We start from the raw sequence: 23,270 nt of genomic DNA on the forward strand, positions 1-23,270 counted from the left end.
ATGGCGACGCGCGGCGGCCCCCCATTCCTGCAGCCGTGCGTCCGTCCAGGACGTCGCCGGCAGCCCCCCTGGCGGCCGGAAAGGTGCGAACGCTAGCACGTCCCGCGCAGGGAATACATGTTTCACAAACCGAAACGGGGAGCGGTCACCGGCCGCTCCCCGTTCACATCCTTCAGTGGTAACCGGCGTCGGCGCGTACCTTGCCGCGGAACACCCGGTAGGACCAGGCCGTGTAGCCCAGGATGACCGGCAGCAGCACCACCAGCCCGACCAGGGTGAAGCCCAGCGAGGAGGCCGGTGCGGCGGCCTGCCACAGCGTCATCGACGGCGGCAGCAGGTAGGGCCACATGCCCAGCACCAGGCCGGCGAAACCGAGCACGAACAAGGCCAGGCTGAGCAGGAACGGCGGCAGGTCGCGGCGCGGATGGGTGGCGCTGCGCCACAGCGCGGCGGCCACCGCCAGGGTCAGCAACGGCACCGGCGACAGCCACCAGAAATTGCCATCACTGAACCAGCGATCCATCAACCGCGAATCGAGGAACGGCAGCCAGCTGCTGACCAGGCCCATCGCCGCGATCACCGCCACCACCAGCGGCCGGGTCATCTGCCGCGCCAGTGCCTGTACGCGGCCCTCGGTCTTCAGGATGAGCCAGGTGCTGCCCAACAGCGCGTAGCCGGCCACCAGCGCGGCACCGGTCAGCATCGCGAACGGGCTGAACCAGGTGAACGCGCCGCCGCTGAAGCGGCCATCGACCAGCGGGATACCCTGCACCAGGGTGCCCAGGATCACGCCCTGGGCGAAGGTCGCCAGCAGCGAACCCAGGCCGAAGGCCACGCTCCACAACCGGCGCGAGCGGTGCGCCTTGAAGCGGAACTCGAAGGCCACGCCACGGAACACCAGCGCCACCACCAGCAGCAGCACCGGCAGGTACAGCGCCGACAGCAGCACCGCGTAGGCCTTGGGGAATGCCGCCAGCAGGCCGGCACCGCCCAGCACCAGCCAGGTCTCGTTGCCGTCCCAGATCGGCGCGGCGGTGTTCATCATCAGGTCCAGCTGTTCCTCATCCTCGGCGAACGGGGCGAGGATGCCGATGCCGAGCACGAAGCCGTCCAGCACCACGTACATCAGCACGCCGAAGCCGATCACCGCGAACCATGCCACCGGCAGCCAGGTCATCAGGTCCATGTCAGCGCTCCTCCAGCGGTTCGTCGGCGGCCGACAGCGGGCGCGCCGGCGTGTGGCTGCCGTGGTCCAGCGAGGGGCCCTCCACATACGGCTGCGGGCCGTGGCGCAGGATCTTCACCAGGTACCAGATGCCCCAGCCGAACACGAAGGCGTAGCCGACCACGTACACCGCCAGCGACAGCGCGGTCATCCACGCACTCTGCGGGCCCACCGCATCGGCGGTGCGCAGCACGCCGTAGACCACCCACGGCTGGCGCCCCATCTCGGTGACGAACCAGCCGGACACCAGCGCGATGAAACCGCTGGGCAGCATCCAGTTCCAGCCGCGCAGCAGCCACGGCGAATCGAGCAGCTTCTTCCGCCACAGCTGGAAGGCCGAGACCCAGGCCAGCAACAGCATCAGCGTGCCCAGCCCGACCATGATGCGGAAGGCGAAGAACACCGGCGTCACCGGCGGCCGTTCGCTGGCCGGCACCGAGGTCAGCGGATCGAACGTACCGTCCAGCGAATGGGTCAGGATCACGCTGCCCAGCTTCGGAATGGCCACTTCGAAATCGTTGCGCTGCTCCTTCTCGTTGGGCAGCGCGAACACCACCAGCGGCACGCCCTCGCCTGCCTTGCTTTCATGCCAGTGCGCTTCCATCGCCGCGATCTTCATCGGCTGGTGCTTGAGCGTGTTCAGGCCATGCATGTCGCCGACGAAGATCTGCACCGGCACGGTCAGCGCGGCAAACGCCACCGCCGCGACCAACATGCGGCGGCCCGCTTCGACGTGCGTGCCCTTGCGCAGGTACCACGCGCCCACACCACCGATCACGAAACAGGTGGTGATGAACGAGCCCAGCGCCATGTGCGCCAGGCGGTACGGGAAGGACGGGTTGAACACCACCTGCCACCAGTCCACCGGGTGCACGATGCCGTTGATCATTTCGTAGCCGGCCGGCGTATGCAGCCAGCTGTTGGACGACAGGATCCAGAACGTGGAGAACAGCGTGCCCAGCGCCACCATGCAGGTGGACAGGAAATGCAGGCGCGGCGATACGCGGCCCCAGCCGAACATCATCACGCCGAGGAAACTGGCTTCCAGGAAGAACGCGGTCAGCACTTCATAGGTCAGCAGCGGGCCGATGACCGTACCGGCCACCTCGCTCAGCCGCGGCCAGTTGGTGCCGAACTGGAAGGCCATGACGATGCCGCTGACCACGCCCATGCCGAAGGACACGGCGAAGATCTTCTGCCAGAAGAAATACAGGTCGCGCCAGACGGGCAATTTCGTGCGCAGCCAGCGCCATTCGATGAAGGCCAGCCAGCTGGCCGTACCGATGGTGAACGCGGGGAACAGCACGTGGAAACTGATGACGAATCCGAACTGGATCCGCGACAACAACAACGCGTCCAAGGGACGCCTCCTGCCGGGTACGGGTGGGATACCGGACCACTTTAGGAGGATTTGGTTAAGCCGGGATGCGACCGGGTGACGCGCTGCTTCACTTTGTCGCAGGGGTCAACCCGCCGGGCATGGCCGCGCCCCGTGGCCTGCGGGCGCCGATCCGACGGACGCATCGCCATGCGCGGGGACCCTGCCGCTGGGTCCGGTGCCGATCCGCCGGGCGTGGCCCGGCGCTACCAATGGAGATTCCAGGTAGCGCCGGGCCATGCCCGGCGGGGGCTGTCAGTGCCAGAAATACCAGGCTGCTGCAGCCAACAGGGCGCCAAACAACAGCACCTGCACCACCACGTACAGCACACCGCTGTCGCGCGTTTCCGCCTGCAGCCGCTGCTGCAGCGCGTCGCTTACATCAGGCACGGCGTGCTGTTGTTCCTGCTCGCGCAGCGCCTGCGACAGCGCGCGCGCATCGGCATCGCGGGGGTCGTTGGCTTCGCTCACAGCAGTTCTCCGGCGGTGGCGCGTCGCGTCAGCTCCTGCTTCAGGGTCTGCCGCGCGCGGTACAGGTGGCTCTTGATGGTACCGCGCGCCATCCCGGTCACCTGTTCAATCTCGGCCAGGTCGAAATCCTCCAGGTAATGCAGGCCCACGATCAGCCGCTGCGGCGGGGTCAGCCGTTCCAGCGCCGCGCCGAGCTGGCGTCCAGCCTGCAGCGCCTCGCTCAGCTCCGCCGGGCCGGGACCCTCGTCGCCGATCCCCAGCTCCTCGGGCACCTCCACCGCCATCATCCACTGCATCTCCAGCCGGCGGCGGCGCAGGTGCTGCAGCGCCGTCGTGTAGGCCACCCGCGAAACCCAGGTCCGCAGCGAGGATTCGAAGCGGAACCGGTGCAGCTGGCGGAACACCGCCAGGAAGGTTTCCTGCAGCAGATCGGCCACCTGGTCGCGATTGCCGACCATGCGCCCGATCACGTGTGCACAGGTACGTTGATGGGCCTGCACCAGCTGCGCGAACGCTGCCTGCGAACCATCGATGATGGCGACCACCAGCGCGCGGTCGTCTTCCCACGCAGCCGGTTCCTCGGCGACGGCGTCGCGACGCCGCCCGCGCAATGCAGCCAGAGCGCCGCCCAGCAGGCTCATGCGTTGGCCGCTCGCTGTGCCCGTGGCATGCGCCGGTCAGCCCTTGCGCACGGCGGGGCGGGTGATGAACCACGCCAGCAGCTGGCCCACGCCGGCACTGCCGGCCAGCGCAGCGGCGGCGCCGAAGGTCAATTCGCGCGCACCCATGGCTTCCAGCAGGGCCAGGGCCACGGCCAGGCTGACCAGGCTGATGCCCCAGCGCAGCGCGCCCTGGCGGCGGCGCTCCTCTTCCAGCACCGCCAGCGAGCGGATCACTTCCTCCGGCACGTGCGGGGCCACCAGCTTGCTGCGCGCCCGCGCATCGGCAATGGCGTGGATCGCGTAGGCGATGCAGAGGAAGAGGGTGATCGGGATGAGTTCCTGCATGGTCGTGCTCCTGTCCGGTGAATGATGCGGGTTCAGGAGATTGGATGCGCAGGCCCGGCGACCGGTTGCAGTGGATGTGTCAGGCTTCGTCGTCGGTCTCGGTCTCGACCGGTGCATCCGGAAAACAGGTTTCCAGATGGAAGCCCAGCCGCAGGTCGGCCATCAGCCGCACCAGTGCAGGATCCAGTTCAAAACCCGCCCACGCCCGCTTGCCAAAAACAGCGATACGCAGGCCGACATCGGCGCCCTCCTGGTTCAATGCCTGGATCACCTGCACCCGCGCCTGCAGGATCCCGACCACCTGCGGCCAGGCGTCCATCAGCCAGCCATCCTTGCCAGCGGCCAGTTCAAAGCTCACCCAGGTGAAGCCATGTACCCGGATCAAGCGGCCATCACCGCCACGCAGATCGGTGCCGGCATCACGGAAGAACCTCCGTTCCAGCCCCAGCCGGGCGGAGATGTCGGCGCTGGCGACTGCAGGGTGCTGCACCCCCAGGGAAATGCGGTAGTCGTAGGGGTACATGGTCGGCTCCTTCCGGCTCAGTCGCCCATCATGCGCCACGCAAGGCCCCGCCGGGCCTTTGCCCAAGCGGTCTGCATGACCTGTGGCCCCCTCCCCCGGCCCGGGCGGCTGCTACCCTTGCCCGGTTTCCTCATCTGGTGCTGTCCGCCCATGTCCCGAGTGCTGCCCCTGTCCCTCCTGCTGTCGGCCGTGCTGGCCGCACCGGCCGCGCATGCCGCGCCGACGCCGATCACCATCGAACAGGCCATGGCCGACCCGGACTGGATCGGTCCGCCGGTCGAGAAGGCCTGGTGGTCCTGGAACAGCCAGCAGGTGGAGTACCAGCTCAAGCGCAACGGCAGCCCGGTGCGCGACACCTTCCGCCAGCCGCTGGCCGGTGGCGCCGCCGCACAGGTGGCCGATGACCAGCGCGGCACCCTGGACGTGGCCGAGCCGGTCTACGACCGCAGCCGCAGCCGCAGCGCCTTCGTCCGCAACGGCGATGTGTTCGTGCGCGACCTGCGCAGCGGCGCGCTGACCCAGCTGACCCGCAGCAACGAACGCGCGGCCGGGGTCAACTTCGCCGCCGACAACGGCGTGATCTGGCGCGTCGGCCAGGAATGGTTCCACTGGACCGCCGCCGCCGGCGTGCAGCAGGTGGCCAGCCTGAAGGCCGAAAAAGACCCGGCCAGCAAGCCCAAGGACGACCTGCTTCGCGACCAGCAGCTGCGCACCCTGGAAACCCTGCGCCGCGACCGCGACCAGCGTGAAGCGCTGAAGGACCAGGACCAGCGCTGGCGCCAGGCCGACCCGACCCGTGCCGCAGCCCCGATCTACCTGGGCGCCGACGTGGAGATCGCCGACAGCCTGCTGTCGCCGGACCTGGGCCACCTGATCGTGGTGACCAAGCCGAAGGATTTCGATGACGGCCGCACCAGCAAGATGCCGCTGTACGTGACCGAATCGGGCTACGAGGAAACCGAGGACACCCGCACCCGCGTCGGCCGCAACGGCTTCGAGCCGCACACCCTGTGGTATGTCGATGTGCGCACCGGCAAGGCCGAGAAGCTCTCGCTGTCGGGCCTGCCGGGCATCGGCACCGACCCGCTGGCCGAGCTGCGCCGCAAGGCCGGCAAGGACCCGCTGAAGGGCGACCGCAGCGTGCAGGTGATGAGCGACTTCATGGGCGGCGGCATGCGCTGGAGCGCCGATGGCCAGCAGGCTGCGGTGATGCTGCGCGCCAACGACAACAAGGACCGCTGGATCGTCAGCATCGGCAACGATGGCCGCGTGCAGAACCGCCACCGCCTGACCGACAACGCCTGGATCAACTGGGGCTTCAACGATTTCGGCTGGATGGCCGATGGCCGCACCCTGTGGCTGCTGTCCGAAGAATCGGGCTTCTCGCACCTGTACACCCAGGCCGGCACGGCCAAGCCGCAGGCGCTGACCAGCGGCAAGTGGGAAACCTCCGCGCCGGTGCTGTCGGCCGACGGCAAGGGCTTCTACTTCCTGTGCAACCAGCAGGCGCCGCACGACTATGAAGTCTGCGCGGTCGACACCGGCAACCGCCAGGTGCGCGAGCTGACCAACCTCAACGGCGTGGAAGATTTCTCGCTGTCGCCCGATGGCCAGCAGCTGCTGGTGCGCTACTCGGCCGCCTACCTGCCGACCCAGCTGGCCGTGGTGCCCAGTGCCGGTGGCCAGGCGCGCGTGCTGACCGACACCCGCACCGCCGAGTACAAGGCGCGCGAGTGGGTCCAGCCGAAGCTGGTGGCGGTGCCGTCCAAGCACGGTGCCGGCGTGGTCTGGGCCAAGTACTACGAGCCCGAGCACAAGGAACCGGGCAGGAAGTACCCGATCGTGATGTTCGTGCACGGTGCCGGCTACCTGCAGAACGTGCACCAGCGCTACCCGGCCTACTTCCGCGAGCAGATGTTCCACAACCTGCTGGTGGAGAAGGGCTACATCGTGCTGGACATGGATTACCGCGGCAGCGAGGGCTACGGCCGCGACTGGCGCACGGCGATCTACCGCAACATGGGCCACCCGGAACTGGAAGACTACAAGGACGGCCTGGACTGGCTGGTCGACACCCAGCAGGGTGACCGCGACCACGCCGGCATCTACGGCGGTTCCTACGGCGGCTTCATGACCTTCATGGCGCTGTTCCGCTCGCCGGGCACGTTCAAGGCCGGCGCCGCGCTGCGCCCGGTGCTGGATTGGCAGAACTACAACCACGCCTACACCAGCAACATCCTCAACACCCCGGACATCGACCCGGAGGCGTACCGCACGTCCTCGCCCATCGAGTACGCGCAGAACCTGCAGGACAACCTGCTGATCGCCCACGGCATGATGGATGACAACGTGTTCTTCCAGGACTCGGTGCACCTGACCCAGCGCCTGATCGAGCTGCACAAGGACAACTGGTCGATCGCCCCGTACCCGCTGGAACGCCACGGCTACATCCGCGCCGACTCCTGGCTGGACCAGTACAAGCGCATCCTCAAGCTGTTCGAGCAGAACCTGAAGTGAGCCGGCTGGCATGAGCCGCGACGCGGCCACGATCCACATCGTGGCCGCGGTCATCGTGGATGACCGCGGTCGCGCGCTGGTGGTGCGCAAGCACGGCGCCGACCGTTTCATCCAGCCCGGCGGCAAGCCCGAAGCGGGTGAAGCGCCGCTGCAGGCATTGGCCCGCGAGCTGGACGAAGAACTCGGCGTGCAGCTGCGCGCCGGGACCGCCATCGCACTGGGCACGTTCGAGGACTGGGCGGTGAACGAGCCCGGCCACCGCGTACAGGCCCAGGCCTGGTGGGTGCAGGTGCTGGGCACGCCAGCCGCACGCGCGGAAATCGCCGAACTGGCCTGGGTTCCACTGCGGCCGCCGCACGGCCTGCGCTTGGCACCCCTGAGCGAACACCATATCCTGCCGGCGGTCGCCGCCCTGGCGACGCCCCACTGAAGACGCGGGCCCTGCCTGCAAGGACAATGGATGTCAGTGCCTATTCCCCCCATCCCCGCCGCGCCCACCGCCGCCCGCACTAACTGGTTGAAGCCGTTGGCGCAGGGTTCGTTCTGGCTGTGCCTGGTACTGACCGTCTACTGCCTGCTGCAGGCACTGGTGGCGATACCCCTGGCCGCACTGCCGCTGTGGCAGCACCTGGCCAGCCTGGCCTGGGAACACGGCCTGGACCGCACCCTGTGGTGGATGCTGGTCCACCCGGTGTCCGCATCGCTGCTGGCCGCCCTGGTCTGCCTGGCGTCCACGCTGGCCAGCTGGGGGCTGTGGCACGAGCGGCGCTGGGGACTGTGGGCCTATGTCTGGGCACTGCTGTTGAGCGCGCTGGCCAACTTCGTCATCACCTGGTGGTTCGACCGCGTCCTGCGCCAGGTGTTCGCGCTGATCGCCGACGACCCGTCGATGGCCCGTGAACTGGACATGCAGCGCCTGATATTCACCGTGACCCTGCTGGGAAGTTCCGTGCTGTTTGCCGGCCTGCAGGGCTGGCTGGCCTGGCGCCTGCTGCGGCCGGACATGCGCGCACGCTTCCGCTGACGCGCTGGCTGCTGGCGTTTTTGACGCGAACGACCTGCCCGGCGCAGGCATCGTGACCGCAGGACAAGCGTTCCAGCGGGTTTGATTGCGGATCGGGTCGGGCTGGCTATCGTGGCCCGCGTCTTTCTGCTGTGGTCCCGACATGTCTGCTTCCGCTCCGCGCTCCGCGATCCCGGCCTGCATCGCGTTGTTGTTCCTGCTGCTCTGCACCCAGCACGCAGCTGCATCCGGCCTGCCGCGCTGTGGCGTATTCGAAGCAGAAGGCGGAGGCACCCAGCTGCGCGTGGACGGCCCCGACCGCGGGATTGAGAAAGGCAGTTACATGTCCGACCGCCCCTTCGTCGTCCAGCGCAGCGAAGGCAGTCTCAGCCTGGTTGATCTCACCTTCGGCCTCGTCTCTGAACTGGAGGTCCAGCGCGATGGTCGCGTTCTGCAGAAGGACAGCAAACGCTACCGCCTGACCCAGCCGGCTGCGTGCCTGCCACCGGTAGAGCATGCGTCAGGCAGCTGCCTGGCAGACGCGCAGCACTGCCTCGACAGCTACCATGAATTGAGCCTGCCGGCAGTCGAATCGGCCTGCGCCGAAGGTGTTCCGCGATTCTGCCAGGCCCTGCCAGAGCGCTATCGCGAGGCTGACCAGCCTCCCGGCAGCGATACGCCGTCCGAAGCACAGATTGCCGTGATACAGGCCACCATGGAAAAGGCCATGGCGGAGATGGATTTCCCCCGCCAGTGTCGCGATGATGATCCTGCGGCCGACGCCGAGGCCTGCATGGCCATTCTGGAAGAGCGGCCGGAGCTCGTCGAGGCCGTCGCCACTGCCATTCGCACGGCCTCGATGGCGGCCAGCATGGTTGAAGTGTTCTCGCCTGCCGCCAAGCCCGCTCTGTCGGATGCGCGACTACAACGCCTGCAGGGGCTCTGCAAGCAGGTGGGTGGAAGTGACTTCTGCAAGGAGGTCGCCACGCTGCAGTGGACCGCCGGCAATCTGCAGGATGGCCGGGCGGCGCTGCAGGTGGCCTGCGACGGCGGCGACGAGACGTCCTGCCGGCAGGCGGCTGCACTGCTGCAGCTGGGTGGGGAGCTGGTGCCGCAGGCCGCCAGCGCCGTGCCATGCGGCCACTATGCGGCCTCCGGCGGGCTGCTGGACGAACTGACGTTCGGCGACGGCGGAATGGTGGAGGTCGGTTACGGCTCGCGGGTGCGTGCACGCGTGCAGGACGGCCAGATCCGCATGCGCCACGAGCTGGGGGGTGACTACGTGCTGCAGCCATTGCCCAACGGCGATCTGCTGGGGCTGGATCAATGGCTTCGCTTCGAGCGCTTCCAGCGGCAGCCGGGCGATGCGCAGTGCAGCGCACCGCTGGTGTTCGACGCGGTGCCGTTCCCGCAGGATTGCCCGCGTGCGCCCATCGACGGCGAAGCCGAAGCCTGCTGCGCGGCCGGCAGGATGCAGGGCTGCCACGTGCTGGGCAGTCGCGCCGCGCTGGGCGGGAAGTGGGTCGAGGCGAGCGAGCACTACCAGAAGGTCTGCCAGGCCGGCATCCGCGAGGGTTGTGAAAATCTGGCCAGCGTCATGGAAAACAGTAGCAGGGTGGACGTGCGCCCCATGCTTCAAAGCCTTTGCGACGCAGATGCGGGTGGCCGCCACGTGGCGTGCGACGTGCTGGCGACCCGCAACTGGGGGTTGCTGGAACTGGGCCAGGCGCTGGACCGCGCTGTTCAGGAGCAGGTTGCAGGCGACGAACGCACCAGACCGGCGCCGCGCACCCCCAACCACAAGCAGTAAGGGGCTTGCCTGCCCGGGCGCTGCGGTAAAGTACGCGCCATGAACGATTTCGAGCGCGTACGCGCCTACCTCACCGACCTGCAGGACCGCATCTGTGCGGCCATCGAGGCCGCCGACGGCCAGGCCCGCTTCCAGGAAGACCTGTGGCAGCGGGCCGAGGGCGGTGGCGGGCGTACCCGCGTGCTGCGCGACGGTGCGGTGTTCGAGCAGGCCGGCATCGGCTTCTCCGATGTGTCCGGCAGCCGCTTGCCGCCGTCTGCCTCGGCCAACCGGCCGGAACTGGCGGGCGCCTCCTGGCGCGCCACCGGCGTGTCGCTGGTGTTCCACCCGCTCAACCCCTACGTGCCGACCACCCACGCCAACGTGCGCTTTTTCCAGGCCCAGCGCGATGGTGAGGTGGTGGCCAGCTGGTTCGGCGGTGGCTTCGACCTGACCCCGTTCTATCCCTTCGATGAGGACGTGCAGCACTGGCACCAGGTGGCCCACGACCTGTGCGCGCCGTATGGCGAGGAGCGCTACGCCGCGCACAAGCGCTGGTGCGACGAGTACTTCTTCCTGCGCCATCGCAACGAAACGCGTGGCGTGGGCGGCCTGTTCTTCGATGACCTGCACGGCGATTTCGAGCGTGACTTCGCCTACCTGCGCGCGGTCGGTGACGGCTTCCTCGATGCCTACCTGCCGATCGTGCAGCAGCGCAAGGACACCGCGCACGGCGAGCGCGAGCGCGAATTCCAGCTGTACCGTCGTGGCCGCTACGTGGAGTTCAACCTGGTCTACGACCGCGGCACGCTGTTCGGCCTGCAGAGTGGCGGCCGCAGCGAGAGCATCCTGATGAGCCTGCCGCCGCGGGTACGCTGGGAATATGGCTTCACTCCGGAAGCCGGCAGCGCCGAAGCGCGCCTGGCCGATTACCTGGTGCCGCGCGACTGGGTGTGAGGCCACGCCGCGTTCGACGCTATCAATGCGTGTGGCGCAATGCCCGTAGAGTCGAGCTTGCTCGACTGCTTTTCGCACTGCGCCAACGGCAGTCGAGCAAGCTCGACTCTACCGGAGCGGGACGCACCGTCGAGCGCGTGCGACATTACGGAGGCTACTTCTTCGGAATGATGGTGATGTGGCCGGTGGTTTCCAGCAGCGCCAGCTCGACATCCTCCACGCGCAGGCAGCCCTGCTGGCGCAGCGCGGCTTCGAAATCGGCCGTGCTGACCAGCTCGCGCCGCAGCACGGCCTCCAGCAGGCGCCCGTCGCGCGCGATCACCACCGGCTCGCCTTCGATCAGCCGTTCCATGCGCCGGTTGCGCGTGGTCAGCCACCCCACGCCATAGTTCAGCAGGATCAGCGTGGCCGCCAGCAGCAGGCCGCCGCCCAGCGACGTGTCGGTGCCCAGCAGCGCGTTCTGCACGGCGTTGCCCAGCAGCACGATCAGCAGCACATCGAACGGGGTGATCTGCCCCAGCGCGCGCTTGCCGCTGAGCCGGACCATGCCCAGCACGACGGCATAGACCACCACCGCGCGCAGGACGAATTCCCACCACGGCATCGCCAGTGCGAACAGATCGGGCATTGCGGCTTCCCCTGCGGAGCGATGGCCCAGCGTGGCGCAGCAGCGCACAAATAAAAAGCCCCGCTGACCAGGGGGAGGTCAACGGGGCCGGGGAACGGGCGCTTGGGGAGGAGCCCCCGTTCCTAGATCTGCTCCAGGGGATGGGAGAGATCCACGACAGGCGTTGCGCCTGTCGAGAGTTATAGAAACACCCCGAACACTAACGGTTCGTGAAGGGGCCCAATTTATTGTAGGCCGATACCCAAAACATTCATCTTCGAGTCAGATAAATCGTACAAATGAACCATTCATGGCATTTTTAGCCTGAATGCGAATCAGTGCGCCTCGTCCCAGTTAACCCCAACACCGGTATCAACGACCAGCGGCACCCGCAATTGCGCCGCTTGCGACATGCGCTCGATCACGTTTTTACGCAGTTCCTCGGTGAAACCGGCCTCGCTTTCGAATACCAGTTCATCGTGCACCTGCAGGATCATCCGCGCCGGGGCGCCACTGTCGTGCAGCCACTGGTCCACCGACACCATCGCCCGCTTGATGATGTCCGCCGCGGTGCCCTGCATCGGCGCGTTGATCGCCGCGCGTTCGGCGCCGGCACGCAGGCCCTGGTTGCGGGCATGAATGTCATTCAGGTACAGGCGGCGGCCGAACAGGGTTTCCACATACCCCTGGTCACGCGCCTGCTGGCGCATCCGCTCCATGAAGTCACGCACGCCCGGATAGCGGCTGAAGTACAGCGCCACATAATCCTGCGCCTGGCCACGGTCGATGCCCAGGTTGCGGGCCAGGCCAAAGGCGCTCATGCCGTACATCAGGCCGAAATTGATGGCCTTGGCGGCGCGGCGCTCGTTGGGCGTCACCTCTTCCAGCGTGCGCCCGAACACCTCGGCGGCGGTGGCACGATGGACGTCGGCGCCCTGCTCGAAGGCACGCACCAGGCCCGGGTCCTCGGACAGGTGGGCCATGATCCGCAGCTCGATCTGCGAATAGTCGGCCGCCAGCAGCTGGAAGCCCTCCGGCGCGACGAAGGCACGGCGGATGCGGCGGCCGTCCTCGGTGCGGATCGGGATGTTCTGCAGGTTCGGGTCCGAGGAGGACAGGCGGCCGGTGGCGGCGCCGGACTGGTGGTAGCTGGTGTGCACCCGGCCGGTGTCCGGGTTGACCATCTCCGGCAGCTTGTCGGTGTAGGTGCTGCGCAGCTTGGCCAGGCCGCGGTATTCCAGGATCACCCGCGGCAGCTCGTGCTGGTCGGCAATCGCCTCCAGCGCTTCTTCATTGGTGCTGGGCTGGCCCTTCGGGGTCTTCACCACCGCCGGCAGCTTCAGCTCGTCGAACAGCACCGCCTGCAGCTGCTTGGGCGAATCCAGGTTGAAGCTGCGCCCGGCCAGCTCGGTGGCCTTCTGCTGCGCGGCCAGCATGCGCGAGGACAGGTCGTGGCTCTGCCGGCGCAGCTCATCGGTATCGATGCGCACGCCATTGGCTTCGATGCTGGCCAGCACCGGCACCAGCGGCATCTCGATGTCGCGGTACACGCTGTCCAGCGCCGGTTCGGCCAGCAGCTGCGGCTGCAGCGCATGGTGCAGGCGCAGGGTGATGTCGGCGTCCTCGGCCGCATAGCGGCTGGCTTCGTCGATGCCCACCTGCGAGAACGGGATCTGCTTGGCGCCCTTGCCGGCCACGTCCTCGAACTTGATGGTGTTGTAGCCCAGGTAACGCAGGGCCAGCGAATCCATGTCGTGGCGGGTGGCGGTGGAATTGAGCACGAAGCTCTCGAGCATGGTGTCGTCGTGGTAGCCCTGCACGTCCACGCCGTGGCGGCGCAGCACGTGCAGGTCGTACTTGCCGTGCTGGCCCAGCTTCTGCTTCGCCGGGTCCTGCAGCACCGGGCGCAGTGCGTCCAGCACCTGCTGCAGCGGCAGCTGGGCGGGAGCCCCCGGGTAATCGTGGCCGACCGGGATATAGGCGGCCTTGCCCGGCTCCACTGCCAGGCTGATGCCGACCAGGCGCGCGCGCATGGCGTCCAGCGCATCGGTTTCGGTGTCGAAGCTGATCAGCGTGGCCTGCTGCACGCGCTCCACCCAGGCCTGCAGCTGTTCGGTCGCCAGTACGGTTTCGTACTCACCGGGCGCGGACAGCGCCGGGTCGATCCCGGCGGCCGGCGGCGCTTCGGCGCTGCCCCGGGCGAAGCCGGCGGCAGTGCCACGCAGGCTCGGGGTGGCTTCACTGGCGGCGGCCGGTGCCGGCAGCGGGCCGCCCAGCTCCTTCAGCGCCTGGGTGAAGCCATAGCGGGCATACAGCTCGGTCAGCACCGGAACGTCCTGCTCGCGCAGGGCCAGGGTGGCCGGCGAAGCGTCCAGCTCGACGTCGGTGCGGATGGTCACCAGCTCGCGGTTCAGCGGCAGGCGCTCCAGCGCGGCGCGCAGGTTCTCGCCGATCTTGCCCTTCATGCTCGGCGCGGCAGCGATGACGCCGTCCAGGTGCTGGTACTCGGCCAGCCACTTGGCGGCGGTCTTCGGGCCGCACTTCTCCACGCCGGGCACGTTGTCCACGGTGTCGCCCATCAGCGCCAGCAGGTCGATGATCTGGTCGGCGCGCACGCCGAACTTGTCCATCACCGCCGCGTCCGAATCCATGCGGCTGCCGGTCATGGTGTTGACCAGTTCGATGCCCGGCCGCACCAGCTGGGCAAAGTCCTTGTCACCGGTGGAAATGGTCACCTTCAGGTCCTGCGCCACGCCCTGCAGGGCCAGCGTGCCGATCACATCGTCGGCTTCCACGCCGGGGATGCGCAGGATGCTGATGCCCAGCGCTTCGACGATGCGGCACATCGGCTCGACCTGGCTGCGCAGTTCATCGGGCATGGGCGGGCGGTTGGCCTTGTACTGGTCGTACAGGTCGTCGCGGAAGGTCTTGCCCGGGGCATCGACCACGAAGGCGACGTAGGCCGGGCGCTCCTTCAGCGTCGAGCGCAGCATGTTGACCACGCCGAACAGCGCGCCGGTGGGCTCGCCCTGTGCATTGGACAGGGGCGGCAGCGCGTGGAACGCGCGGTACAGGTAACTGGACCCGTCGATCAGGACTAATCTGCTCATGCGACGATTCTACGCGCCCGTGCCTGCACCGCGGCGACACGGCCGCGACGCGTCGATGGGGCATAATCAAGGTCCGATCGATGCGAAGGCCCTGCCGATGAAGACCCTGATGCTGGCTTCCCTGCTGCTGCTTGCTGGCTGCGCCAGCATGGGCGGTGCAGGCGCTCCCCCGGTGGACGTGAAGGGCGCCGATGTGTCCAGCCGCACCATGGACAACGGCGATGTCATCGAGGAATACCGCGTGTCCGGCCAGCTGCGCATGGTCAAGGTCACCCCGTCGCGCGGCGCACCGTTCTACATGTACGACAAGAACGGCGATGGCCGCATGGACAACGACAAGGACGGCGTCTCGCCGGTGTACTGGAAGCTGTACAGCTGGTGATGCATCCGCGGCCGGCTCCGTCAGCGCAGCCGGCCGGTGATAGGTTCCCGACGCATCTGCCGGTTGATCCCATGACAGGCCCCGGAGGTGGGCCGGGATCACGCTGCCATGACCCTGCAACAGGCCACCCCTTCGGTGGTTGCATCCCTTGCCGCCGACCTGCGCCGCAGCAGCGCTCGCCAGCGCGTCACCTGCGGCGGCACGGCCGACCCGCGCCTGTTGCGCATCGTCGATTACATCGATGCCCACCTGGGCGACTGCGAGCTGGGCGAGCAGATGATCTGCGACGCCTTCGCGATGTCCCGCTCCACGGTCTACCGGCTGTTCCAGGCCCACGGCGGGGTGGCGCGCTACATCCGTGAATGCCGGGCCTGGCTGGCGCACCGCCACCTGGCCCGGGAGCCGGGCTGCCGCCTGACCTGGCTGCTCTATGAAGTCGGCTTCGCGTCCGAGCGCCAGTTCCAGCGCGCGTTCCTGGCGCAGTTCGGCATGTCGCCGGCCGACTGGCGGCAGGCCTGCCGGCAGCGCGCACGGGGCTCGCTGCTGTCCTGAGCGGACCCGCTGGGACGGCCTGGAGGAAGTGGGTGCCGGCACGCATCCTGCGTACCGGCACCAGGTCCCCTCCCCGGGAACGCGCGGATCAGTGGATGTTGATCAGCGGATGACCAGTACCGGCAGGGTGCTGCGTGCCAGCACTTCGGCCGTCTGGCTGCCCAGCAGCACGCGGGTCACCCCGCGGCGACCGTGCGAGGTCATCACGATCAGGTCGCTGTTGCGCTCGCCGGCCGTCTCGATGATGCCGTCGGCGGCGTAGCGGTCCAGCACATGGATGGGGTTGGCGCGGATGCCCTGCTCGGCGGCCTTGGCCAGTGCCGGCTGCAGCACTTTCTGCGCACCTTCCTCGCGGTCGGCCTTGTATTCGGGGCTGTTCATGTAGCCCACGCTCCAGCCCATGGCGTCGTACATGCCCACCGCCCACGGCTCGGAGACCGTCACGATATCGACCTCGGCGTTGAGATCCTTCGCCAGCTCCAGGCCCTTGGCCAGGCCCTTGTCGGACAGCTCGGAGCCGTCGGTGGCGATCAGGATGCGGGTGTACATGGTGGGCCTCCTTGGCGGGGTGCCAGTTGGGAACATCACCATTGCACACCGGATGTGCACGCCGCGCCTTGAGCAGGATCAATCCTGGCGCGGGATTGATGCCCGTGCCCATCGGCAGCGCCGGGCCATGCCCGGCGGCGTGTTCAGGCCTCGACGGTGACCCGCCAGCCCCCTGCATGCGGCTGCCAGTCGAATTCCACCGGCAGGAACTTCTCGATCAGGCGCGCGTTGCTGGCCAGGTGGTCGCTGATGACGTGGGTGGTGAAGCTGCCGCCCCCGGCCAGGGCCATCGGCAACAGCAGCTGGTCGGACAGGTACTCGCCGACCCACGCGCCACCGCTGAGGTAAGTGCGTACCTGGCCCGCCAGGCGCGCGCCCACCTGCTCGGCCGACACGCCGCGCTCGCCATGCCCATCGAACACTTCCACGTGGTCGCCGTGGCGCACGCGCACCATCGCCACGTTGCCCGGGCCCAGTGCCGGCCGCACCGACTGCACGTGGCGCGGGTGCGGGTCGACGCCGAGTTCATCGGCCAGCACCTGCAGTTCGCGCAGGCCGATGCTGCTGGACAGGCCGGACATCACCACCTGCGCCTGCATCGAATCCAGTGCCGGGCGCTGCTCCATGCACGGCACCTGCAACGTCCCGCACGGCTGCACCTGCAGCTCGATCACGCCGCCGCCGGCCGGGTGGAAGCCGTGCTGCAGCAGCTGCAGCGAGGCCTGCACGCCCATCCGCGCCAGTGACGGCAGGTAGCTGTCGGCGATGAAATCAGCGCTGGGCGCCAGCGGATTGTGGGTGCCACCTTCCAAGCGCAGCCGCGACGGCCCCTGCGCGCGCCACAGCGCCGGCAGCACGGTCTGAAGGACCAGGGTGGCCGAGCCGGCACTGCCGGTGGCGAAGTGGTAGTCGCCCGCGCTCACCACGCCCGGCTCGAAGCGCAGCGAGGTCGCGCCCAGCGTGGCACCGTGCGTGCAGGCGTTGCCGACCCGCGCCGCGGCATTCACCGCGGTCAGGTGCTGGCGCATCAGCCCGGGCTTGCGGCGGATCGCGCGGATGTTCTGCAGGGTGAAGCCGATGCCGGTGCACAGGCTCAGGGTCAGGGCCGAGCGCAGCAGCTGTCCGCCGCCGTGCCCGCCATCAAGTTCGATCATGTCCATCTGTTCTGTTCCTCCATGCCTGCGGTTTCGTCTGCAGGCCGTCCTGCCGCGCGCGGCGCAGTGTACGCCGCGCGCGGCCCGCTTCATCCCTTCACGCACACCACCTGGCGCAGCGTGTGCACGATCTCGACCAGATCGCGCTGGGCCTCCATCACCGCCTCGATCGGCTTGTAGGCCGCCGGCGATTCATCCACCACCTCCGCATCCTTGCGGCATTCCACGTGCGCGGTGGCCTTGGCGTGCTCATCCACGGTGATCAGCTTGCGCGCCTGTGTGCGGCTCATCACGCGCCCGGCACCGTGGCTGCAGCTGTGGAAGCTGTCCTCGTTGCCCAGCCCGCGCACGATGAAGCTCTTGGCGCCCATGCTGCCCGGGATGATGCCCAGCTCGCCCTTGCGCGCACTCACCGCGCCCTTTCGGGTCAGCATCACTTCCTTGCCGAAGTGCACTTCGCGGTTGACGTAGTTGTGGTGGCAGTTCACCGCCTCGGCCTGGGCCTCGAACGGCTTGCTGATGACCGTACGCACGGCCGCCACCACGTTGCGCATCATCACCTCGCGGTTCATGCGTGCGAAGCGCTGCGCCCATTCCACCGCGAACACATAGTCACCGTAGTGCTGGCTGCCCTCGGGCAGGTACGCCAGGTCCTGGTCGGGCAGGTTGATCATCCAGCGACGCATTTCCTGCTTGGCCAGTTCGATGAAGTAGGTGCCGATGGCATTGCCCACGCCACGCGAACCGGAGTGCAGCATGAACCACACGCGCTGGTCCTGGTCCAGGCACACTTCGACGAAGTGGTTGCCGGTGCCGAGGGTGCCCAGGTGCTTGAGGTTGTTGGTGTTCTTCAGGCGCGGGTGGCGCTCGCAGATCAGCGCGAAGTCATCGACCAGCTGCTTCCAGCCTTCGATGGCCAGCTCCGGCGGCGTGTCCCAGCTGCCCTTGTCACGGCCGCCACGGGTCACGCTGCGGCCATGCGGCACGGCCCGCTCGATCGCGCTGCGCACCGCCGACAGGTTGTCCGGCAGGTCGCTGGCATCCAGCGTGGTGCGCACGGCCATCATGCCGCAGCCGATGTCCACGCCCACCGCAGCCGGAATGATGGCGCCCACGGTCGGCACCACCGAGCCCACGGTTGCCCCCTTGCCCAGGTGCACGTCGGGCATCACCGCGATCCACTTGTGGATGAACGGCAGCCTGGCGATGTTCTGCAGCTGCTCGCGTGCCTGGTCTTCCAGCGGCACGCCGCGCGTCCACAGCTTGATGGGTGCAGCGCCCGGCTGCTGGATCACGTCATGGTTCAAGGTGGTCATGGTGATGTTTTCTTTCATCCAATACAAAACAAAGAAGGTGCGGTGACAAAGTTGGCCGAACATTCCGCCTGCCACGTTGCCGTGGCAGGCGGCCGGGACTTGAACCCGACCCTGAAGGGCTACCGATGTAGTTCGGCCTGCATTCCCCGCGCAACGAAAGCGAAGGTGCCGGCAATGCGACGAGGGGTGGAGGAACATCCTGCTCTACCACTGAGCTACCGCTGTGTTGCCACAGCGGGCGGGGCTCGAACCCGCGACCCGGAGCTTAGAAGGCTGTAGTTCCTCCGGCATTCGCAGTGCCGGCGTTGAAACAGGTGCGGTGACAAAGAGCGGTGGAACATCGTCTCCCCACAACCGGCAGGACACGCGGGATTCGAACCCGACCCCGAAGGGACAACCCATGTAGTTCCACCAGCATTCACCGCGAAAAACGTGAATTCCTGGTCCTGCCCGGCTGGCCCCATTGCCAGCCGGGCGGTCCCTGGCGACATCCTTGCCGCCTTCCAACATCGTGTTTACAGCGGCATGTCCTCGATGCGCTCGACCCAGCCGCTGCCATCGCCCGGTGCCTGCGCGAACTGCGCCAGCAGGTCGAACACCGCATCGCTGAAGCCGCCGATGTGCAGCACGTCCTCGCGCTGCACGGTCTGGCTGCTGGCTACCGGCTGCAGGTCGATGCACACCAGCCGTGCCTGCGGGCAACGCTGCTTCAGCGCATCCCAGGCCTGCATCGTGGCCGTCGCGCCGCCCCTGCGGGTGTCACGCCAGCTCTCGTTGTCCGACACCAGCACCACCAGGTCGACCTGCTCGCGGCGACGGTTGAGGTGTTCCAGCGGTGCACTGACCGAGGTACCACCGCCATTGATCGCCAACTGCGCTGCCAGCGTCATCACGCTGTCGCGCGGGTTCAACCGCACCGGGCGCACCTCGGTATCGAACGGCAGCACGGTGGCCAGCGGCTGGCCGCGCAGCACGCAGGCCGCGATCAGCGCCGCCACGTCCACGCAGCGCACCGCCGAGCTGGCACCCTTGCGGTAGCCGGTCACCGGCCACTGCATGGAACCGGACACGTCCACCGCCACCACCACCCGGCCCGGCAGCACCGGCACCTGCGCCGTGGCCGTTTCCATCGCGTCCTGCAACGCTTCCGGAATCTGCTGCGGCAGGCTGGCGCTGGCCTGGTAGGCCATCAGCAGCTGGTACGGCATCACCCGGGCGCGGCGCACCTGGGCCGGATCACGCAGCCGCGCTGCGATCACCGACACCATCGCCGGGTCATCGAACACGCCGTTGCGGGCGAACGTGTTGAGGTTCATCCGCATCGACTGCCACGACGCACTGCGCGCCAGCGCCGACCACTGCGCCGCATCCAGCGGCAGCGTGCTGAAGTACTGGAACGGCAGGTCCGGCGGCAGCCCACGCGGGTCACGCTTGAACGCCTCGTAGGCCTGCACCAGCGCCGGCAGCTGCGCCTCTTCGTACGGGCGACCGACGATCCACGCATACAGCGCCTTGCGCTCGGCATCGGCCGGCTTCGGGTGCACCATGCGGATCAGGTCGGCCAGCGACGGCTGCTGGCCGATGGCCGCACGCACCAGGGTTTCCGCCGATGCCTGCTGGATCCACTCGCGTACCAAGCGCTTCGGCAGCGACCCCAGCGACCGGCGGCCGACCTGGCCGCTGCGCATGATCTGCACGAAGGTGCGCAGCTGGCGGCCGTTGTCGACCACCCGCGGAAACACCTGGGCGAAGGCCTCCGGGTCGCGCAGGCTGAGCACGGCCAGCAGCAGCGCCGGCATGTCCTTCATATGCGCCACCTGGCGGGCATAGACCGCCGTGCGGGCAATGAAGCGCGGCTCGACCTGCGCGGTCAGCGCCAGCACCTGCTGCAGCTGTGCGTCGGCAGCGCTGTAGAACGTGTTGTTGAGGCAGCCGGTGGCCGCATACAGGGCCAGGGCAGCGCGCGGGTCGCGGCGGTAGGCCAGGCCACCGGCTTCATTGACGGTGGTGGCCGGCGGCAGTGCCGGGGCACGCGGGGTGGAGAAGAGCGTCAGGTTGGCCATCGTGGTGTCCTCAGCGGGAACAGCCCGCTTCGTGTCTTGGGAGGGATAGAGCAATGGCCGTGCCAACTTTCTCAATGACGCATCAACTCATTGTTTTTTCTGGATTTCGCCTGATCTCTGGCGCAACACCCACCCATTGACCGCGCTGAATATATATATTCAGCGCGCGTCTTTTATAGGAATGGATATGTCCCGTCGGCAGGTAGTCTTCGGCATGCTCGGCACCCAGCTCGACGCGGGCGAGGGTCCGGGTCGTTGGCAGAAATGGCGTCCCACGGTGTCGCTGGGCATGCATGAGGACTTCCTGCCCGACCGCATCGAGCTGCTGCTGGACGAGCGCCGCTACGCCAAGCTTGCCCGCGTGGTCTGCGAGGACCTGCAGCAGATGGCGCCCGGGCTGGAGGTGCGGCGTCACGACACCTACCTGGCAGATCCCTGGGAGTTCGAAGGGGTCTACGCGACCCTGCACGACTTCCTGGCCAGCTATCCGTTCCAGCCGGAGGAGGAGGACTACTACGTCCACATCACCACCGGCACGCACGTGGCGCAGATCTGCTGGTTCCTGCTCACCGAGAGCCGGCATTTCCCCGGCCGCCTGCTGCAGACCTCGCCGCCGCGCAAGCAGGACGGCGCGGCCGGCAGCTACGCGGTCATCGACCTGGACCTGTCGCGCTACGACCACATCGCCCAGCGATTCGCCCAGCAGCAACTGCAGGACCGCGACCTGCTGAAGAGTGGCATCGCCACGCGCAATGCGGCCTTCAACGCGATGATCGCGCAGATTGAAACCGTGGCCACGCGCTCGCGCGCGCCGATGCTGCTGATGGGCCCCACCGGCGCGGGCAAGAGCCAGCTGGCCAAGCGCGTGTTCGAGCTGAAGAAGCTCAAGCACCAGCTGCCCGGCCGTTTTGTCGAGGTGAACTGCGCCACCCTGCGCGGCGACGGCGCGATGAGCACGCTGTTCGGGCATACCAAGGGCGCGTACACCGGCGCCTCGTCCGACCGCGCCGGCCTGCTGCGCTCTGCCCACCAGGGCCTGCTGTTCCTGGATGAGATCGGCGAGCTGGGCCTGGACGAACAGGCCATGCTGCTGCGTGCGCTGGAAGAGAAGCGCTTCCTGCCGGTGGGCAGCGACCGCGAGGTGGAAAGCGAGTTCCAGCTGATTGCGGGCACCAACCGCGATCTGCAGCACTCGGTGCTGGAGGGCAGCTTCCGCGAAGACCTGCTGGCGCGCCTGAACCTGTGGACCTAGCACCTGCCCGGCCTGGCCCAGCGCAGGGAGGACATCGAGCCCAACATCGAGTTCGAGCTGCAGCGCTGGTCGCAGCAGCAGCACGCGCAGGTGCGCTTCAACGTGGAGGCACGCACGCGCTACCTGGCCTTCGCCACCAGTGCCGAGGCGGCCTGGCGCGGCAATTTCCGCGATCTGGGGGCATCGATCATGCGCCTGGCGACGCTGGCCAACGCCGGGCGCATCCAGATCGAAGGCGTCGATGATGAGATCGCGCGCCTGCGCCAGCAATGGCGCGGCGGCCAGGCGCCGTCAGCGCTGGAGGCGCTGCTGGGCCCGGCCGTGGATGAGCTGGACCGCTTCGACCGCGTGCAGCTGGAAGAGGTGGTGCGGGTCTGCGCGCACGCGAAGTCGCTGTCAGCGGCCGGCCGCGAGCTGTTTGCGGTGTCGCGCACCCAGCGCGCCAGCACCAACGACGCCGACCGCCTGCGCAAATACCTGGCGAAATTCGGCCTGGACTGGGAGCAGGTACGGCGCCCGGCGGGGCCGTAGCGCCGCGCTTGCCCGGCCGCCGGCCGCGGCGCATGATGGCCGCGCGGCACGCCGCCGCCATCGGGGAGCACGCGCATGCAGGACCGCAAGCCGCCATCAAAGGTCACCCCACGGGCCATCGTGCTGGCCGTCGCCGCCGCATTGGTGATGTTCTATGGCGGCTACCAGGTGGGCAAGCAGCTGGCCCTGCGTGAGAACGCAGAGCAGGCGGCGGGCCGCTGATGCCCTTCTGTAGAGCCGAGCCATGCTCGGCTGCTTCACACACGCGGCGGCACCGTGCCAACCAAGGTTGGCACCTACCCGTAGAGGCCAGCCTTCAGGCGATCTGCACGATGCGCGCGTTCTGGCACAGCGGGTAGCTGGCCACGAACTCCGCGATCGCATCACGCATCTTCTCGAACGATTCGCCATACATGTACAGCGCGGTCTCGGTCGGCCCCTGCCACCAGCTGCAGATCTCGCCCAGGCCACCGATGTTGTCGGACAGCTGCTCGAACACGTGGTTGGAGTCGCACTGTTCGTAGACTTCGTCCGGCAGGTTCAGGCCATCCAGGTAGATGCCCAGGCCCTCGGTGACGCCGAAGGCGCGATCATCCTCGCCCACACGCTGCACCTGCGAACCCTTCGGTGCGCCCAGCTGCTCCAGCAGGTCGATCAGCTTCGGCACGCCGTCCGCATCGACCAGCGCCACTTCGATATCGCCGTACTCGACTTCGCCCAGGTCGGAGATTGCGGTGCCACCCCCGGTCAGTTCGCCCAGGTTCGCCGCCTGCAGCAGCGCATCGAGCGGATCCTCGAACAGCTCGTGGCGATGCTCCGGCTGCAGCTTCGCATTCAACTTCACGGTGACGTGCAGTGTCGGTTCGGTCATGGGGGCGTTCCTG

At 67.9% G+C, this 23,270-nt stretch carries 23 protein-coding genes; 10 read left to right on the forward strand and 13 right to left on the reverse strand.

The window, feature by feature from the left end:
- Positions 1 to 172 precede the first annotated feature (172 nt).
- From cydB to QMZ26_RS07975, 6 genes are all read right to left on the reverse strand, one after another.
- A complete protein-coding gene (gene cydB / locus QMZ26_RS07950; RefSeq protein ID WP_283221119.1) occupies positions 173 to 1,186 on the reverse strand; it encodes a cytochrome d ubiquinol oxidase subunit II in 1,014 nt (337 codons plus the stop codon).
- A gap of 1 nt (position 1,187) precedes the next feature.
- Positions 1,188 to 2,585, reverse strand: a complete 1,398-nt coding sequence (locus tag QMZ26_RS07955; RefSeq protein WP_200733552.1) for a cytochrome ubiquinol oxidase subunit I — start codon at positions 2,583 to 2,585, stop codon at positions 1,188 to 1,190.
- A gap of 273 nt (positions 2,586 to 2,858) precedes the next feature.
- Positions 2,859 to 3,074, reverse strand: a complete 216-nt coding sequence (locus tag QMZ26_RS07960) for a hypothetical protein (RefSeq protein WP_200732936.1) — start codon at positions 3,072 to 3,074, stop codon at positions 2,859 to 2,861.
- Entirely contained in the window at positions 3,071 to 3,715 is a 645-nt protein-coding gene (locus QMZ26_RS07965) for a sigma-70 family RNA polymerase sigma factor (RefSeq protein ID WP_283221120.1), read from the reverse strand. The genes QMZ26_RS07960 and QMZ26_RS07965 overlap by 4 nt, the downstream gene beginning before the upstream one ends.
- Positions 3,716 to 3,751: 36 nt before the next feature.
- Positions 3,752 to 4,081, reverse strand: a complete 330-nt coding sequence (locus QMZ26_RS07970) for a hypothetical protein (protein ID WP_079224246.1) — start codon at positions 4,079 to 4,081, stop codon at positions 3,752 to 3,754.
- Between the two features lie 79 nt (positions 4,082 to 4,160).
- Positions 4,161 to 4,604, reverse strand: a complete 444-nt coding sequence (locus QMZ26_RS07975; RefSeq protein ID WP_200732934.1) for a hypothetical protein — start codon at positions 4,602 to 4,604, stop codon at positions 4,161 to 4,163.
- Positions 4,605 to 4,754: 150 nt separating this feature from the next.
- Here QMZ26_RS07975 and QMZ26_RS07980 point away from each other — a divergent pair, with 150 nt between their 5' ends.
- The 5 genes from QMZ26_RS07980 to hemF all read left to right on the forward strand — a co-directional run bounded on the left by QMZ26_RS07980 (position 4,755) and on the right by hemF (position 10,870).
- The gene (locus tag QMZ26_RS07980) at positions 4,755 to 7,121 is read left to right on the forward strand and encodes a S9 family peptidase (protein WP_283221121.1); all 2,367 of its coding nucleotides are present in this window, start codon (positions 4,755 to 4,757) and stop codon (positions 7,119 to 7,121) included.
- Positions 7,122 to 7,131: 10 nt separating this feature from the next.
- Complete coding sequence (locus tag QMZ26_RS07985; protein WP_079224252.1) at positions 7,132 to 7,551, forward strand: NUDIX domain-containing protein; 420 nt, start codon at positions 7,132 to 7,134, stop codon at positions 7,549 to 7,551.
- Positions 7,552 to 7,581: 30 nt separating this feature from the next.
- Positions 7,582 to 8,145 carry a hypothetical protein gene (locus QMZ26_RS07990; protein ID WP_283221122.1) on the forward strand — a complete coding sequence of 188 codons (564 nt, stop codon included), beginning with the start codon at positions 7,582 to 7,584 and terminating at the stop codon, positions 8,143 to 8,145.
- Positions 8,146 to 8,335: 190 nt separating this feature from the next.
- Positions 8,336 to 9,934 carry a hypothetical protein gene (locus tag QMZ26_RS07995; protein WP_283221123.1) on the forward strand — a complete coding sequence of 533 codons (1,599 nt, stop codon included), beginning with the start codon at positions 8,336 to 8,338 and terminating at the stop codon, positions 9,932 to 9,934.
- A gap of 39 nt (positions 9,935 to 9,973) precedes the next feature.
- A complete protein-coding gene (gene hemF / locus QMZ26_RS08000) occupies positions 9,974 to 10,870 on the forward strand; it encodes an oxygen-dependent coproporphyrinogen oxidase (protein ID WP_283221124.1) in 897 nt (298 codons plus the stop codon).
- A gap of 154 nt (positions 10,871 to 11,024) precedes the next feature.
- On the opposite strand, the gene QMZ26_RS08005 is transcribed toward hemF, so the two are convergent.
- A complete protein-coding gene (locus QMZ26_RS08005; RefSeq protein ID WP_079224257.1) occupies positions 11,025 to 11,498 on the reverse strand; it encodes a YetF domain-containing protein in 474 nt (157 codons plus the stop codon).
- Between the two features lie 314 nt (positions 11,499 to 11,812).
- Positions 11,813 to 14,587, reverse strand: a complete 2,775-nt coding sequence (polA, locus tag QMZ26_RS08010) for a DNA polymerase I (RefSeq protein WP_283221125.1) — start codon at positions 14,585 to 14,587, stop codon at positions 11,813 to 11,815.
- 97 nt (positions 14,588 to 14,684) lie between these two features.
- On the opposite strand from polA, the gene QMZ26_RS08015 reads away from it, so the two are divergent.
- Together QMZ26_RS08015 and QMZ26_RS08020 are read left to right on the forward strand one after the other, a co-directional pair.
- Positions 14,685 to 14,969: a DUF2782 domain-containing protein gene (locus QMZ26_RS08015; protein WP_079224259.1), complete on the forward strand. Its 285-nt coding sequence runs from the start codon at positions 14,685 to 14,687 to the stop codon at positions 14,967 to 14,969.
- 108 nt (positions 14,970 to 15,077) lie between these two features.
- Positions 15,078 to 15,521, forward strand: coding sequence for an AraC family transcriptional regulator (locus QMZ26_RS08020; RefSeq protein ID WP_283221126.1), 444 nt, complete (start codon positions 15,078 to 15,080; stop codon positions 15,519 to 15,521).
- Between the two features lie 102 nt (positions 15,522 to 15,623).
- Here QMZ26_RS08020 and QMZ26_RS08025 read toward each other — a convergent pair whose 3' ends face one another.
- The 4 genes from QMZ26_RS08025 to QMZ26_RS08040 form a co-directional block, all read right to left on the reverse strand.
- Entirely contained in the window at positions 15,624 to 16,070 is a 447-nt protein-coding gene (locus tag QMZ26_RS08025) for a universal stress protein (RefSeq protein ID WP_079224261.1), read from the reverse strand.
- A 143-nt stretch (positions 16,071 to 16,213) separates the two neighbouring features.
- A complete protein-coding gene (gene rtcA, locus QMZ26_RS08030; protein ID WP_283221127.1) occupies positions 16,214 to 17,230 on the reverse strand; it encodes an RNA 3'-terminal phosphate cyclase in 1,017 nt (338 codons plus the stop codon).
- An 83-nt stretch (positions 17,231 to 17,313) separates the two neighbouring features.
- On the reverse strand, positions 17,314 to 18,540 hold the full coding sequence (locus QMZ26_RS08035) for an RtcB family protein (RefSeq protein WP_079224263.1): 1,227 nt from the start codon (positions 18,538 to 18,540) through the stop codon (positions 17,314 to 17,316).
- 515 nt (positions 18,541 to 19,055) lie between these two features.
- Positions 19,056 to 20,603 (reverse strand): VWA domain-containing protein, encoded by a 1,548-nt coding sequence (locus QMZ26_RS08040; RefSeq protein WP_283221128.1) that lies wholly within the window; start codon positions 20,601 to 20,603, stop codon positions 19,056 to 19,058.
- Between the two features lie 187 nt (positions 20,604 to 20,790).
- Between QMZ26_RS08040 and QMZ26_RS08045 the strand changes: the two genes are divergently transcribed.
- The 3 genes from QMZ26_RS08045 to QMZ26_RS08055 all read left to right on the forward strand — a co-directional run bounded on the left by QMZ26_RS08045 (position 20,791) and on the right by QMZ26_RS08055 (position 22,608).
- Positions 20,791 to 21,855, forward strand: a complete 1,065-nt coding sequence (locus QMZ26_RS08045; protein ID WP_283221129.1) for an RNA repair transcriptional activator RtcR family protein — start codon at positions 20,791 to 20,793, stop codon at positions 21,853 to 21,855.
- Between the two features lie 90 nt (positions 21,856 to 21,945).
- Entirely contained in the window at positions 21,946 to 22,386 is a 441-nt protein-coding gene (locus QMZ26_RS08050) for a hypothetical protein (protein ID WP_283221130.1), read from the forward strand.
- A 75-nt stretch (positions 22,387 to 22,461) separates the two neighbouring features.
- The gene (locus QMZ26_RS08055) at positions 22,462 to 22,608 is read left to right on the forward strand and encodes a hypothetical protein (RefSeq protein ID WP_283221131.1); all 147 of its coding nucleotides are present in this window, start codon (positions 22,462 to 22,464) and stop codon (positions 22,606 to 22,608) included.
- Positions 22,609 to 22,702: 94 nt separating this feature from the next.
- On the opposite strand, the gene QMZ26_RS08060 is transcribed toward QMZ26_RS08055, so the two are convergent.
- A complete protein-coding gene (locus QMZ26_RS08060; protein ID WP_283221132.1) occupies positions 22,703 to 23,257 on the reverse strand; it encodes a hypothetical protein in 555 nt (184 codons plus the stop codon).
- Between the last annotated feature and the right edge of the window lie 13 nt (positions 23,258 to 23,270).

It is taken from the genome of Stenotrophomonas sp. PFBMAA-4 (assembly GCF_030053215.1).
In the GTDB taxonomy this organism is placed as follows: domain Bacteria; phylum Pseudomonadota; class Gammaproteobacteria; order Xanthomonadales; family Xanthomonadaceae; genus Stenotrophomonas.

Bases quoted from the DNA above. Each gene is read 5' to 3' on its own strand.
- cydB (WP_283221119.1), bottom strand. From the start codon at position 1,186: ATGGACCTGATGACCTGGCTGCCGGTGGCATGGTTCGCGGTGATCGGC.
- QMZ26_RS07965 (WP_283221120.1), bottom strand. From the start codon at position 3,715: ATGAGCCTGCTGGGCGGCGCTCTGGCTGCATTGCGCGGGCGGCGTCGC.
- QMZ26_RS07970 (WP_079224246.1), bottom strand. From the start codon at position 4,081: ATGCAGGAACTCATCCCGATCACCCTCTTCCTCTGCATCGCCTACGCG.
- QMZ26_RS07975 (WP_200732934.1), bottom strand. From the start codon at position 4,604: ATGTACCCCTACGACTACCGCATTTCCCTGGGGGTGCAGCACCCTGCA.
- QMZ26_RS07980 (WP_283221121.1), top strand. From the start codon at position 4,755: ATGTCCCGAGTGCTGCCCCTGTCCCTCCTGCTGTCGGCCGTGCTGGCC.
- QMZ26_RS07985 (WP_079224252.1), top strand. From the start codon at position 7,132: ATGAGCCGCGACGCGGCCACGATCCACATCGTGGCCGCGGTCATCGTG.
- QMZ26_RS07990 (WP_283221122.1), top strand. From the start codon at position 7,582: ATGTCAGTGCCTATTCCCCCCATCCCCGCCGCGCCCACCGCCGCCCGC.
- hemF (WP_283221124.1), top strand. From the start codon at position 9,974: ATGAACGATTTCGAGCGCGTACGCGCCTACCTCACCGACCTGCAGGAC.
- QMZ26_RS08005 (WP_079224257.1), bottom strand. From the start codon at position 11,498: ATGCCCGATCTGTTCGCACTGGCGATGCCGTGGTGGGAATTCGTCCTG.
- polA (WP_283221125.1), bottom strand. From the start codon at position 14,587: ATGAGCAGATTAGTCCTGATCGACGGGTCCAGTTACCTGTACCGCGCG.
- QMZ26_RS08015 (WP_079224259.1), top strand. From the start codon at position 14,685: ATGAAGACCCTGATGCTGGCTTCCCTGCTGCTGCTTGCTGGCTGCGCC.
- QMZ26_RS08020 (WP_283221126.1), top strand. From the start codon at position 15,078: ATGACCCTGCAACAGGCCACCCCTTCGGTGGTTGCATCCCTTGCCGCC.
- QMZ26_RS08025 (WP_079224261.1), bottom strand. From the start codon at position 16,070: ATGTACACCCGCATCCTGATCGCCACCGACGGCTCCGAGCTGTCCGAC.
- rtcA (WP_283221127.1), bottom strand. From the start codon at position 17,230: ATGGACATGATCGAACTTGATGGCGGGCACGGCGGCGGACAGCTGCTG.
- QMZ26_RS08035 (WP_079224263.1), bottom strand. From the start codon at position 18,540: ATGACCACCTTGAACCATGACGTGATCCAGCAGCCGGGCGCTGCACCC.
- QMZ26_RS08040 (WP_283221128.1), bottom strand. From the start codon at position 20,603: ATGGCCAACCTGACGCTCTTCTCCACCCCGCGTGCCCCGGCACTGCCG.
- QMZ26_RS08045 (WP_283221129.1), top strand. From the start codon at position 20,791: ATGTCCCGTCGGCAGGTAGTCTTCGGCATGCTCGGCACCCAGCTCGAC.
- QMZ26_RS08055 (WP_283221131.1), top strand. From the start codon at position 22,462: ATGCAGGACCGCAAGCCGCCATCAAAGGTCACCCCACGGGCCATCGTG.
- QMZ26_RS08060 (WP_283221132.1), bottom strand. From the start codon at position 23,257: ATGACCGAACCGACACTGCACGTCACCGTGAAGTTGAATGCGAAGCTG.